The following is a 14,469-nucleotide window of genomic DNA, read 5'->3' on the forward strand; positions in this document are numbered from 1 at the left end:
TCTTCTTGTCGGTACTGGTGTGGAGGTCCGGGTGGGGCCGGGGCGGGGCGCACCCGCTCCGCGGGTTCCCCGGGATTCAGTCCTGGGTGTTCCAGAGCTGGTGGAGCTGGTCCATCTCGCCCGCGTCGAGCAGGTCCGTGAACTCCTCCCCCGCCGCGGGTGCGGGATCGGCGGATCCGGTCTGCGCCGCGGCGGGCGGGTGGGGGCCCGGCGGTGCCGAAGCGGGCTCGGTCCGGTCCGCGGCGTGTGCGGCGAGGCGCTCGGGGGTGCGGTGGGTGAACACGTCGCGCACGGTGAGCTCCAGCCCCGCGGCGCGGGCGCGGCCGACCAGTCGGATGGAGGTGACGCTGTCCCCGCCCAGGGAGAAGAAGTCGGCGTCGGCCCGGACCTGGTCGCCGGGCAGTCCGAGGAGGTCGGCGACGGCGGAGCACAGGGTGAGTTCCGCTTCGGTGGCCGGGGCTCGGCCGGACGCGGTGGCGGGTACGGGTGCGGGCAGGGCCTTGCGGTCGACCTTGCCGTTGACGCTCAGGGGCAGGCGGTCCAGGACCGTGAGGGTGGCGGGGACCAGGGCCTGGGGCAGTGCCGAAGCCAGTCGGGCGCGCAGGTGGTCCGGGTCCGGGGTGCGGCCCGGCGCGGGGACGACGTATCCGGCCAGGGCGGTGGTACCGCCTGCGGTGCGGACGGCGACGGCGGCGTCGGCGACACCGTCCAGGGCGCGCAGGACCGCTTCGGCCTCGCCGGGCTCGACCCGCACCCCGTTGATCTTGACCTGGTCGTCGGAGCGGCCGAGGTAGACGAGGGCGCCGTCGGCCCGGCGGCGGACGAGGTCGCCGGTGCGGTAGAGGCGCTCACCGGGCTGACCGGTGGGGTCGGCGACGAATCGGGACGCGGTGAGGTCGGGGCGGCCGACGTAGCCGCGCGCGAGCTGGACCCCGCCGAGGTAGAGCTCGCCGACCGCTTCGGGCGGGACCGGACGCAGAGCGTGGTCCAGGACGTGCAGGGTGGTGTTTGGGACCGGGAGTCCGATGGGGACCGAGCCGCCCGGGTCGGGGACGGCCTCCGCGGCCGGTTGCCCCGGGGTCGCGGCCGGGTGGGAGGTGACGTCGATGGCCGCCTCGGTGGGACCGTAGAGGTTCTCCAGGGCGGTGGTGGGCAGGGCGGCGGCGAAGGCGCGGGCGAGGTCGCCGCTGAGCGCCTCCCCGCTGGCGATGACCAGACGGAGACCGGACGGATGACCCGATGGCGCGGCCGCCGGGGGGAGTTCGTCGAGGAACAGGCGGAGCACCGCCGGGACGAAGTGGCAGACCGTCACGTTCCGCGCGATGAGGAACTCGACCAGGTAGGCGGGGTCCCGGTGACCGTCCGGGCGGGCCGGGACGACGGCCGCGCCGACCGCCAGTGGCCAGAGGAACTCCCACACCGAGACGTCGAAGCCGACCGGGGTCTTCTGCGCGACCCGGTCCTGGGGGGTGAGCCGGTAGGCGTGCTGGGTCCACTCGACGCGGTTGGCGATGGCGCGGTGGGAGATCCCCACGCCCTTGGGGCGGCCGGTGGAGCCGGAGGTGAACAGGGTGTAGGCGAGCTGTTCGGGGTGCGGCCGCGCCCACGGCAGGGGCGTGAGTCCGGTCAGGCGGGCCCGGGTGGCCGGGTCGTCGAGTTCGATCCGAACGATGTCGGCGGGCAGGTCGGCGAGGGCCTCCCGCTGTGCCGAGGTGGTGACCACGACAAGCGCCCCGGAGCGCTCGGCCATGTCGGCCAGCCGCGCGGGCGGGTGGTCCAGGTCGAGCGGCAGGTACACGCCGCCGCTGCGCACGGCCGCCACCAGCGCGGTGACCAGATCCGTTCCGCGTGGTAGGGCCACTGCGACGGCGCTGTCGGGGCCGACTCCGTGTTCGCTGAGCAGGCGGGCGAGGCGGGCGGCGTCGCGGTGCAGCTGCCGGTAGGTGAGTTCGCGGTCCTCGGCGACGACGGCGGTCCGGTCCGGGTGGGCCCGTTCGGCGGCAGCGAGCTGCGCGGTGATGGTGCTGTGGGCGGTGGCGTGGGCGGTGGAGTTGTGCCGGGAGAGTTCCGCGCGCTGATCCGGGGTGAGCAGGTCGAGCTCGCGCGGGGTGCGGCGGGGGTCGGCGCAGACCTGGGCGAGCAGGTGCTCGAACAGGTCGAGCAGCTGGCGGGCGGCGGGCTCGGGCACCGCTCCGGGCAGGTGGTCCAGGCGCAGCAGGGTGCTGCGGTCCGGGCCCTCGTCCGGTAGGACCGTGAGCGTGGCCGGGTAGTGGGTGGCGTCGCGGACCCGGATGTCCCCGGCGCGGACACCGGCGTGGTCGGCCCGGGCGGCGGCCTCGTCGAGCGGGTAGTTCTCGACGACCAGGAGGGTGTCGAAGAGGGTTCCGCGCCCAGCGGCGCGCTGCACCTCGGCCAGACCGGTCCACTGGTGGTCCAGGAGGTCCGCCTGGTCCAGGCGTACCCGGGTGAGCAGGTCCGCGAGGGGCTCGGCGGGGTCGGGGGCGATCCGGACCGGGAGGGTGTTGGTGAACAGTCCGATGGCGTCCTGGGACCCGGGGAGCTCGGGCGGGCGCCCGGAGACGGGCTGGCCGAAGACGACGTCGTCCCGGCCGGTGCGCGCGGCGAGCGTCAGCGCCCAGGTGACCTGGAGGACGGTGTTGACGGTGACCCCGGTTTCGGCTGCGAGGGCGCGGAGCCGCTTGCTGGCAGCGGCCCCGAGAGCGGACTCGACACAGGCCGGGGCGTGATCCGGGCCGCTGGCGGCGGGGGCGAGCAGGGTGGGTTCGGGGAGGGTTTCCAGGGCCGCGGCCCACGCCTCGCGTGCCGACGCGTGGTCGCGGCCGTTGAGCCAGGCCAGGTGGTCGCGGTAACGCGGGGCGGCGGGCAGGGCCGCGCCGTCGCCGTTCACCTCGTACAGGCGCAGGAGGTCCCGGACGAGGATGGGCAGCGACCAGCCGTCGAGCAGCACGTGGTGGGCGGTGACCACCAGGACGGTACGGCTGGGGCTGGTGGTGAGGGCGTGGAAGCGGATGAGCGGCGGTGCCGACAGGTCGAACCCCTTCATGAACTCCCGCTCGGCCACCCGCTCCTCGGCCTGCTCCGGGTCCGCCTGGTGCGCGGGGCCGGTACCCAGGTCGGTCTGGGTCCAGTCGAGGTCGGTGTCGGCGGGCACGAACTGGACCGGTTGGTCGAGCTCCTCGTGCAGGAAGCCCGCGCGCAGGTTGGGGTGTCGGCCGAGCAGCGCGGCAGCGGCCCGGCGCAGGCGCCCCGGATCGACCCGGCCGAGGAGTTCCGCGCGCAGCTGGATGCCGTACACATCGCCTTCGCTCCCGGCGAGGGCGTGGTGGAACAGCAGCCCCTCCTGGAGCGGGCTGAGCGGCAGGACGTCGGCGATGGCTCCGGGGGCGGGCGTGGGGCGGGCACCGGAAGCGGGTGTTTCGGGTGCGGGGGTGGTGTGCTGGGTCATCGCCGCTTCCTCCACATCGATTCGAGCTGGTCGAGCTGGCCGGGGGCCAGGGAGATCAAGGGTTCCTCCGGGGCGGCGGGTTCGGTTTCTGGTGGGGAGGCGGGCTCGGCCACGGCGGCCAGGTCGGCGACCACGGGGTGGCGGAAGACCTGGCGGCCGGTGACGGTCCACCCGGCCTGGCGGGCTCCGCCGACCAGGCGCAGGGTGAGCACGCTGTCGCCGCCCAGGGCGAAGAAGTCCTCGTCGGCTCCCACCTCCTCCAGGCCGAGGACGTCCGCGTACACCGCGCACAGGGCGCGTTCGGCCTCGGTGGCCGGAGCCCGTCCGGCGGGGCGGTCGCCGGCGGTGGCCGCCGGGTCGGGCAGCGCCTTGCGGTCGACCTTGCCGTTGGCGGTGAGCGGCCAGGAGTCCAGCGGGACGAAGGCGGAGGGGACCATGTAGCCGGGCAGCTGCGCGGAGAGCGCGGCCCGCAGGTCGGCCGCTTCGGGTACGGCCTCCGTGGCGGTGAGATAGGCGACGAGGCGGTGGTGGCCGTCCGCTCCCTCCTGGGCGGTGACCACGGCCTGGGCGACGCCGTCGAGGCGGGCGAGGACCGTCTCGATCTCGCCGAGTTCGATCCGGAAACCGCGCACCTTGACCTGGAAGTCGGCCCGGCCCAGGAAGTCCACGGTGCCGTCGGGCTTCCAGCGGGCCAGGTCGCCGGTGCGGTACATCCGGGATCCCGGCCGGTCCGGGGGCGCGTACGGGTCGGCGACGAAACGTTCCGCGGTGAGGCCGAACCGCTGGTGGTAGCCGAGCCCGACCCCCTCACCGGCGATGTACAGGTCGCCGGGGACCCCGGCCGGGACCGGCTGCAGGTCGGCGTCCAGCACGTACACCCGGGTGTTGGCCATGGGACGGCCGATGGAGACCGGCTCCTCCGTGCGCACCGGGGATGTGGTGGACCAGATGGTGGTCTCGGTGGGCCCGTAGACGTTGGTGACCTGCGGAGCGTGCACGGCAAGGTCGTCGGCCAACGCCTGCGGCAGGGCCTCGCCGCCGACCAGCACGCGAAGACCGCGCAGGACCTCGGGCTTGGTCTCCAGGAGCATCCGCCACAGGGTGGGGGTGGCCTGCATGATCCCGATCCGGCCGCCTTCCAGCAGGTCGGCGAGGGCCACCCCGTCGCGGACGGTGTCCTTGTCGGCGAGGACCACCGTCGCGCCGGACAGCAACGGAAGGTACAGCTCCAGGGCGGAGATGTCGAAGCTGACCGTGGTCACCGCCAGCCAGCGCTCCCCCGGGCCGAGCGGGAAGCGCTGACCCATGTCGGTGAGGAAGTTGGCCAGGTTGCGGTGACTGATCACCACACCCTTGGGCTTCCCGGTCGACCCCGAGGTGTACAGGATGTACGCCACCGAATCAGCGTGCGCGGGGACACCGTCCAGCCCCTGGGCAGCGGACGTTATCTCGGGCAGGGCCTCGGGGCGTGCTCCGTCCAGGTCCAGGGCCGGGGTGGTGACACCGGCGGGGGCCTCCACTCCCCCGCCGGTGAGAACGAGGACCGCACCGGAATCGGCGAGCATGTACGCCAACCGGTCATCCGGGAACTCCGGGTCCAGCGGCAGGTACACGCCACCCACCCGCTGCACGGCGAGCATCGAGGCCAGCATGTCCACCGAACGCGGCATCGCCACCGCGACCGTCTGGCCGGGTTCGACGCCCCGCTGCCGGAGCAGGCCCGCGATCTGCGCCACCCGTTCGAGAACGGCGGCGTAGGTGTGGGTTCCCGAGCCGTCCTCGACCGCGATCGCCCCGGGGGTGCGCCCGGCCCAGTCGGCGAGGGCGTCGCAGGGACGGGCCGCGGTAATGGCGGTTTCGGTGCGGTTGAAGCCCTCGATCAGCTGGTCGCGTTCGCTGTCGCCGAGCACGTCGATCGCGCCGACGGACTGCTCGGGGGCGGCCGCGACCCGGCTCAGCAGCCGCACGAGGCGGTCGGCCATCATCTGGGCCGTTGAGGCGTCGAACAGGTCCGCGGAGTGGTTGAGCGCCAGCCGGGTTCCCTGCCGCGGGTCCTCGATGTAGGCGAACTCCAGGTCGAACTTGGCCGTGTCCAGCGGGGTCTCGACCAGGTGGGTGGTCGAGCCGAAGAGCTGGTCGGCGCCCTCGGGCCTGCGCTGGTAGGACACCATCGTCTGGAACAGCGGGTGGCGGCTGACCGAGCGCTCCGGACGCAGCGCCTCGACCACGGTGTCGAAGGGGGCGTCGGCGTTGGCGAAGCCCGACAGGTCGACCTCGCGCACCCGGGCGAGGAGTTCGGCGAAGGTCGGCCGTCCGGACAGGTCCAGGCGCAGGACCAGGGTGTTGAGGAAGAACCCGACCGCGTCCTGGAGGCCCTCGTCGGCGCGGTCGGCGACCGGGCTGCCCAGGGGGATGTCCTCGCCCGCGCCGAGGCGGTGCAGGAGGGTGGCGACGGCAGCCTGGACCACCATGAAGACGGTGACGCCGTGCTCGGCGGCCAGGTCGCGCAGGGCCGCGTGGAGTTCGGGGTCGACGGGGGTCTGGGCGAGGCCGCCGGTGTGCGAGGGGACGGCGGGCCGGGGGCGGTCGGTGGGCAGGGCGAGTTCGTCGGGGAGCCCGTCCAGGCTGCGGCGCCAGTGGTCGAGCCGCTGGCTGAGCGGGCTTTGCGGGTCCTCTGCGGCGCCGAGCCAGTCCGCGCGGGAGGCGGCGTAGTCGGCGTACTGGAGCGGCAGCGGTGCCCAGTCGGGGGCGCGGCCCGCGGCGCGGGCCCGGTAGGCGGTGTCCAGGTCGCTCAGGAGCGGCCCGAAGGACCACTCGTCGGCGACGATGTGGTGCAGGACGATCAGCAGGACACAACCGGGACCGGGACCGGTGAGCAGGCGGACCCGCAGGGGCGGGCGTTCGGCGAGGTCGAAGGGCTGGGCGGTGATGCGGGCGAGCGCGGTGTCCACAGGCTCGCTGATGTGCTCCGCCGCCACGTCGACCAGAGCCGAGGGGTCGCCGGGGTCGGCGTCCAGTAGGTGCGGGACGGGGGTGCCGGGCCGGTCGGGGTCGACGCGGATGACGGTGCGCAGTACTTCGTGGCGTCCGACCAGGTCGGCGAAGGCGGCGCTCAGGGTGTCGGGGTCCAGAGAATCGGCGACACGCACCGCGAGGGGCACGTTGTAGGCTCCGCCGGACTCGTGGAGCCGGTCGACGAGCCATAGTCGGTGCTGGGCGTGGGACAGCCGGCGCGGCTGGTCCGTGGCGCGCGGGGTGATGCTGGGCCGGGTAGAGGTGGTGTGCTCGGTGCGTCGGGCGAGGGCGGCCGCGGTGGGGGCTTCGAACAGGTCGCGCACGCCCACGTCCGCGCCGAGGAGGGCACGGACCCGGGCCACCACACGGGTGGCGAGCAGGGAGTGCCCGCCCAGGGCGAAGAAGTCCTCGTCCGGTCCGACCTCCTGCCTGCCCAGGATGTCGGCGAGGATTGCGCAGAGGATCTCCTCCCGGGCGGTGGCGGGCGCCCTGCCCTGCTGGACGGGGGCACCGGGGTCGGGGAGGGCCTTGCGGTCGACCTTGCCGTTGGCGGTGAGCGGGAGGGCGTCCATAAGGACGAAGGCCGAGGGGACCATGTACTCGGGCAGCTGGGCCGCCACATGGGCCCGAAGGTCGGCAGCCGTCAGGTCCGGGGCGGTGGGGACCACGTGCGCGGCGAGCCAGGCGTTGCCGGACGCGTCCTCGCGGGCGGTGACCACGGCCTGGGCTGTGCCCGGGGCGGACAGCAGGGCGGTCTCGATCTCGCCGAGTTCGATCCGGAAACCGCGCACCTTGACCTGGAAGTCGGCCCGGCCCAGGAAGTCCAGGGTGCCGTCCGTACGCCAGCGGGCCAGGTCGCCGGTGCGGTACATCCGGGACCCCGGCGGGCCGAAGGGGTCGGCGACGAAACGTTCCGCGGTGAGGTCGAACCGCTGGTGGTAGCCGAGCCCGACCCCCTCACCGGCGATGTACAGGTCGCCGGGAACACCCACGGGGGCGGGTCGCAGGGCGGTGTCCAGTACGTACACCCGGGTGTTGGCCACGGGGCGGCCGATGGTGACGGGACCGGTGGTGTCCAGGGGGATGGTGGTGGACCAGATGGTGGTCTCGGTGGGCCCGTAGACGTTGTGTGCGCCCCGGGAGTGTTCGGCGAGCAGGGCGGCCAGGGGCGGTTGCACGGCCTCCCCGCCCACCAGGACGCGGAGCGGAGCGAGGGCGGCCGGATCGTGTTCGGTGAGGGAGCGCCACAGCGACGGGGTGGCCTGCATGATCGTGGCACCGGAAGCGGCGGCCAGTTCGCCGAGCAGGCGGGGGTCGCGGACGGTGTCCTTGTCCGCGAGGACCACCGTCGCGCCGGACAGCAACGGAAGGTACAGCTCCAGGGCGGAGATGTCGAAACTGACCGTGGTCACCGCCAACCACCGCTCACCCTGCGAAAGCGGGAAGCGCTGACCCATGTCGGTGAGGAAGTTGGCCAGGTTGCGGTGGCTGATCACCACACCCTTGGGCTTCCCGGTCGACCCCGAGGTGTACAGGATGTAGGCCACCGAGTCAGCGCCGACCGGTCTCACCGCCGTGGCCGCGCTGCCTGAACCCTGCTCGGTGGCCGGGGCCACCGCGGAGCCCTCAGAGCACTCGGGGCCCAGGACGGACAGGTCCAGCACAGGGGTACTGACACCGGCGGGGGCCTCCACTCCCCCGCCGGTGAGAACGAGGACCGCACCGGAATCGGCGAGCATGTACGCCAACCGGTCGGCCGGGAACTCCGGGTCCAGCGGCAGGTACACGCCACCCACCCGCTGGACCGCCAGCAGCGACGCCAGCATGTCCACCGAACGCGGCACCGCCACGCCCACGACCTGGCCGGGGTGCACCCGGTTCGCGCGCAGGAGAGCCGCGATCTCCTCCACCCACACGTCGAGTTCGGCGTAGGTGTGCTCGCCCTCGGTGTCGACCACGGCCGTGGTGTCGGGGGCCCAGGCGGCCCAGGTGGCGAGGGCGTCGCAGGGACGGGCCGCGGTGATGGCGGTCTCGGTGCGGTTGAAGCCCTCGATCAGCTGGTCGCGTTCGGTCGGGGTGGTGGTGGCGATCTCGGCGACCGGCCGCTCGGGGTGGTCGGCGATCTGGTTGATGGTTGCGCGCAGGCGGTCCAGGAGCGCCTCGGCCTGCTCGGTGCCGACGGCGTCGGGGCGGTGGCACAGGCGCAGGCCCAGGCTCTGGCCGGGGAAGACGTTCAGGGAGACCGGGTAGTGGGTGGCGTCCTCGACCTGGACGTCGGTGAGGCGGACCCCGGCGTGGTCGTGGTCGGCCAGGGCGTCGCGTGCCGGGAAGTTCTCGAACACCAGGAGGGTGTCGAAGAGCGGCGCGTACCCGGACAGTTCCTGGGTGCGGGTCAGGCCGGTGTGGTGGTGCTCGGAGAGGGCGGCCTGGCGGCGCTGGAGGTCGGTGAGCAGTTCGGCGAGCGGGGTGCCGGGGGCGGTGCGCACGCGGACCGGCACGGTGTTGATGAACAGGCCCAGGGTGGACTCCACGCCGGGCAGGTCGGCGGGGCGGCCGGAGACGGTGGCGCCGAAGACGACGTCGGTGCGTCCGGTGGCCGTACCCAGGACCAGGGCCCAGGCCGCCTGGACGAGGGTGTTGGTGGTGACGCCGAGGGCCCGGGCGGTGGCCGCCGCCCGGTCGGTCTCCTCCGGGGTGAGGGCGGCGGTGACGACCTGCTGTTCGCGGCCGCCGTGGGCGGGTGCTTCGGGGGCGAGCAGGGTGGGACCGCTCAGGTCGGCGAGTTCGGTGGACCAGGCGTGGTCGGCGGCGCCGGTGTCGCGGTCGGCCAGCCAGGCGAGGTAGTCACGAAAGTGCGTGCTGGGCGCGGGGGTGTCCGGCCGCGCGTAGCGGTCGAAGAGCTCGCGCAGGAACAGGGGCGTGGACCAGCCGTCCAGGAGGGTGTGGTGGTCGGTGGTGACCAGCACGTGCCGGGCGGGGGTCAGCCGCACCAGGGTGAAGCGCAGCAGCGGCGGGTGGGCGAGGTCGAAGGGGGTGGCGAGCTCCTCGGCGCGCAGCTGTTCGAGAGCGGCGTGCGGGTCGGGGTGCTCGGACAGGTCGACACCGCGCCAGCGGGGTTCGAGGGCGGCCGGGACAAACTGGATCAGGCCCTCGCCCTCGGTGTGGAAACCCGCGCGCAGGCTGGGGTGGTGCTCCAGCAGGAGCGCGGCGGCACGGCGCAGGCGCTCGGAGTCGAGGGCGCCGTCGACCCGCACGGCTGACTGGGCCGTGTAGGCGTCGTGGCCGGAGCTGTAGAGGCTGTGGAAGACCAGGCCCGACTGGAGCGCGGTGGCGGGCCAGAGTTCGGCCACGCGGGCCGCGGGGTCACCGGAAGTGTCCGCCCAGGCGCGCTCGACCTGCTCGATCCGGGAGGGTTCGAGTTCGAGGAGGGGCAGGTCGGAGGGGGTGAGGGTGTGCGGGCCGGGGTCGGCGGCTGCTTCGGCCAGGGCGCGCAGGGCGGCGGTGAGGTCATCGGCCAGAGCGCGGATGCCGTGGTGGTCGTGGACGCCGGGCGCCCAGCGCAGGGTCAGGTGCAGGCGGGGGCCGCCGGGGCCCTCGTGGGCGATGGCGCCGATCTCCAGGCCGTGGGTGAGGGGCTGGTCGGGGTCCTCGCCGAGCATGACCCGGGTGGTGGCGGGGGCCGACTCCCAGGGCTGGGCGGCGGGGGCGCCGAAGCGGCCGAGGTAGTTGAAGAGGACGTCGGGTCGGGCGCGGCCGGTGAGCCGGGGCGCGGTCTCGGGGTTGAGCTGGCGCAGGAGGCCGTAGCCGAGGCCGTGCCCGGGGGTGGCGCGCAGGGTCTCCTTGACCCGCTTGAGAGTGCGGACGGGGTCGGCGCCGGGGGTGAGCGCGACCGGGTGGGAGGTGGTCAGCCAGCCGACCGTGCGGGCCAGGTCCGCGGATGCGGTGAGCAGGTCGCGGCGGCCGTGGCCTTCGAGTTCGACCAGGAGTCGCTGGTCGGTTGCGAGGGTGAGGGCGGCCAGGAGGACCTCCTCGGCGCCGACGCGGTAGGTGGCGCCGATGCCGGTGAGGACCTGGTGGGTGAGCTCGGGGTCGAGTTCGAGTTCCAGACTGCGGCGGGCGGCGACCACGTCGTGGTCGGGGTCCAGGTCGCGGGCGCCCAGGCGGCGGTGGCGGGCCGGGTCGGTCTGCTCGGTCCAGTGGTCGAGCTCGGCGATGCGGCCGGGGTGGCGGGCCTCCTCCTGGAGCAGGGTGGTCCAGCGGCGCAAGGATGTGCCCGCGCCGGGCAGCTGGACGGCGCGGCCCGCGCTCAGGGCGGCGACGGCGTCGGCGAGGTCGGGGCCGATGACCCGCCAGGACACACCGTCCACGGCCAGGTGGTGGACCTGGATCAGGAGTTGTCCCATGCGGTCGGGGCCGCTGTCGAACCACACAGCGGTGAGCGGGCGGCCCTCGGTGAGGTCGATGCGGGTGTGGGCGCGGGCCGCCTCCCGCTGGACCAGGTCGGTCAGGGCGTCTTCGGTCAGCCCGGCGGCGTCCACCCGGGTGAGAGGGTCGAAGCCGCGTAGTCCCCTGGCGGGCAGGACGTCCATCCGGCCCTCGCGCAGGCGCAGGCGCAGGGCTCCGTGGTGGGCGACGACGGCCCGCAGGGCGGCGGTGAGGACGTCCTGGGTGATCCCGGCCGGGGTCCACAGCACCTGGGACTGGGTGAAGCGGGGGCGGGGCCCGCCCTCGGCGAGGAGTTCGGCGGTGACGGCGGTGGGCTCGACCTCGCCGACCGGGTTGTCGGGCACGCGCGGGGTGTTGACGGCGGTGCCCGCGCGGATGGCGAGTCCGGCGGCGGTGGGCGCCTCGAACACATCGCGCACGGCCAGGGCCAGTCCGGCGGAACGGGCGCGGTTGACCGCCTGGATGGCGAGGATGCTGTCGCCGCCGAGGCGGAAGAAGTCGTCGTGCGGGCCGAGGTCGGTACCCAGGACATCGCGCAGGATGCCCAGGAGGGCGTGCTCGGCGGGGGTCCCGGGCTCGGTCGCACCGGCGCCGGAGGGCAGGGCGGCGGGTTCGGGCAGGACGCGGGTGTCGACCTTGCCGCTGGAGTTGAGCGGCAACCGGTCCAGGGTCACCACGCGGGTGGGCACCATGTAGTCGGGCAGTCGCGCGCAGAGGTGGTCGCGCACCTCCTCCTCGGTGAGTTCCGCGGCTTGCCCGGCCGACTCCGCGGAGCCTTCCGCGCCGGACGGCTCCGTCGCGCCCGCGACCACGTAGGCGACGAGTTGGGCGGCTCCGGCCGGGGTGCGGCGGACCACGGTGGCGCACTGACCCACCCGGGGGTGGGTACGGGCCACCGCGTCGACCTCGCCGGGCTCGATCCGGTAGCCGCGGACCTGGACCTGGCCGTCGGCGCGGCCCAGGTAGGCGACGTTGCCGTCCTCGCGGAGCAGGGCGCGGTCGCCGGTGCGGTACATGCGGGTGCCGGGCGGGCCGTAGGGGTCGGCCACGAAGCGTTCGGCGGTCAGGTCGGGGCGGCCCGCGTACCCGCGGGCGAGCTGCTCGCCGGACAGGTACAGGTCGCCGGGCACGCCGGCCGGGACCGGGCGCAGGGCGGCGTCCAGGATGTGGGCGCGCACACCCGCGACGGGGCGGCCGATGGCGCTCTCATCGCTGTCGCGCACGTCGCAGACCAGGGCGTCCACGGTGTTCTCGGTGGGCCCGTAGAAGTTGAGGGCGCGGGTGCCGGGCAGGGCGCGCAGCCGGTCCCACAGGCGCTGGGGGCAGGCCTCGCCGCCGAAGGTGATCAGGGCGGGCGGGTGGTGGAGTTCGCCGGAGTCGAGCAGGCCCTGGAGGTAGGTGGGGGTGAAGTCCAGGTGGTCGAGGCGGTGCTCGGCCGCGTGCGCGGCCAGGCGGGCGTGGTCGAAGAGCAGGTCGGAGTCGAGCAGGTGGAGTTCGCGGCCGTGGACCAGGCCCAGGAGGGTGTCCCAGGAGGCGTCGAAGGTGAACGAGCCGGTGTGACCGATCCTCGCCCGCTCGGGCAGGTACTGGCCAAGGTGGGCGCGCTGGGTGGCGGCCAGGGCGGCCAGAGAGCGGTGTTCGATCACCACACCCTTGGGCTTTCCGGTGGAGCCGGAGGTGTAGATGAGGTAGGCGGCCGAGCGGGGGTCGGGGGCGGGGAGCGCGCCGCCGCTCTGCTGGGCCAGGGCGGCGCGGACCTCGTCGGTGTCGAGTTCCAGCAGGCGGGCCTCGGCGGTCTCGGGGAGGCGGTGCGAGGTGGTGGAGTCGGCCAGGACGAGGGTGGGGCGGGCGTCGTCGAGGACGTGCCCGATCCGGTCGGCGGGGTGGTCGGGGTCCAGGGGGACGTAGGCGGCGCCCGCGCGCAGGACCGCGAAGAGGGCGACGACCAGTTCGACGGAGCGGGGCAGGGCGAGGGCGACCACGTCGCCGGGGCCGACGGTGGCGTCGCGCAGCAGGTGGGCGAGGCGGTCGACCCGGTCGGCGAACTCGGCCCTGGTCAGGTGGGTGTCACCGTGCACGAGCGCGGTGGCGTCGGGCTCCGCGGTGGCAGCCCGGGAAAGGAGTTCGGGGACGGTGAGCGGTTCCTGGGCCGCCGCGGGGGTGACCAGCGGGGCACCGGTCGGGTCGGTGGTGTCCAGGGCGGCCACCGTGGTCGACGCGGTGGCGCCGGCGAAGCCGGTGAGGAAGTGCGCGAAGCCGTCCAGGCGGGCGCGGGCGCCGCGCCGGTCGTAGCGGGCGTCGTTGGCGTTGGCTTCCAGGACCAGGCCGCCGGCGGCGGGCCGGTAGACGGACACGGCGATGTCGTCGACCGGCCCCTCGGAGAGGTTGGTGGTGGTGGAGGGGACACCGTCGAAGGTGAAGGTGTAGTCGAAGAGCTTGACGTTGATCTCGGGTCCGTAGAGCCCGAACCGGTCGCCGACGGCGGAGAGGTCTCGGCGCAGCTGTTCGGAACGGTAGCGCTGATGGGTGCGCAGTTCGCGCTGGGCGGCGGCGGTGTGCGCGATCACCTCGGACACGGTGTGGGCCGAGGTGACGCGCAGGCGCAGCGGCAGCACGTTGACGACCATCGCGGGGGTGCGCAGGCCAACGGAGCCGACCCGGCCCATGGACGGAGATCCGAGGAGGAGATCGTCGGCTCCGGTGAGGCGGTGGGTGTAGGCGGCGAAGGCACCGACCAGGGCGTCGGCCCAGGTCGCGCCAGCGGCCTTGGCCAGGATGTCGAGGCCTTCGGCGACCTCGGGTCCCACGGTGGTGCGGACCCGCAGGAAGGAGGCGTGCGGTGCGGGTGGGGCCGAGGAGAGCAGCGCGGGTTCGGGACGGTCGGCGAGCAGCTCGTTCCAGTAGGCGCGGTCCCGGGCGCAGCGGTCGGAGGCGGCGTAGGCCTCCTGGTCGGCGACCAGGTCGGTGAGGGCGCCGAACTTGCTGGCCGGGATCTCCTCGCCCCGGCCCAGGCGGGTGTACACGTCGGCGACGCGGCGGGCCATCATCGTGATGGCGTAGGCGTCCACGGCGATGTGGTGGAAGCGCTGGAACCAGAACCAGCGCTGTGGCCCCACCCGCAGCAGCGCGTACCGGTACAGCGGTTCGCGGGTGGGGTCCACCGGGCGTTCGCGGTCGGCGCGCATCCAGGCCAGGGCACGCTCGACCACGCCCTCCTCGCCGTCTCCCCCGTCGACCTCGCCGTCGCCGGTGCCGGTGAGGTCGACGACCTCCAGTTCCCGGGGAACCCCGTCCCCCACGAACTGCCCGATCCGGTCCCCGTCTGTCACCACGCGGGTGCGCAGGGCGTCGCTCTCGGCGACCACCGTGCGCACCGCCGCCGCGAAGCGGTCGGTGTCCAGGTCGGCCGGGATGTCGGTGTACTGGCCGACGTTGAACACCGGGCTGTCCGGTGCCGTCTGTTGGGCGTACCAGACGCCTGCCTGGGCGCCGGTCAGGCCCAAACGGGTGTCGTGGATGTCAGCCATGGGATCGGGCTCCTC

At 74.2% G+C, this 14,469-nt stretch carries 2 protein-coding genes; both read right to left on the reverse strand.

Features of this window, described 5'->3' with window-relative positions; all coding sequences use genetic code 11:
- Positions 1-76 precede the first annotated feature (76 nt).
- Positions 77-3,466, reverse strand: coding sequence for a non-ribosomal peptide synthetase (locus tag NE857_RS18230; protein WP_254416866.1), 3,390 nt, complete (start codon positions 3,464-3,466; stop codon positions 77-79).
- On the reverse strand, positions 3,463-14,454 hold the full coding sequence (locus NE857_RS18235) for a non-ribosomal peptide synthetase (RefSeq protein ID WP_254416867.1): 10,992 nt from the start codon (positions 14,452-14,454) through the stop codon (positions 3,463-3,465). The genes NE857_RS18230 and NE857_RS18235 overlap by 4 nt, the downstream gene beginning before the upstream one ends.
- Positions 14,455-14,469: the final 15 nt, after the last annotated feature.

Source organism: Nocardiopsis exhalans (genome assembly GCF_024134545.1).
Classification (GTDB): Bacteria; Actinomycetota; Actinomycetes; order Streptosporangiales; family Streptosporangiaceae; genus Nocardiopsis; species Nocardiopsis exhalans.

Bases quoted from the DNA above. Each gene is read 5' to 3' on its own strand.
- NE857_RS18230 (WP_254416866.1), bottom strand. From the start codon at position 3,466: ATGACCCAGCACACCACCCCCGCACCCGAAACACCCGCTTCCGGTGCC.
- NE857_RS18235 (WP_254416867.1), bottom strand. From the start codon at position 14,454: ATGGCTGACATCCACGACACCCGTTTGGGCCTGACCGGCGCCCAGGCA.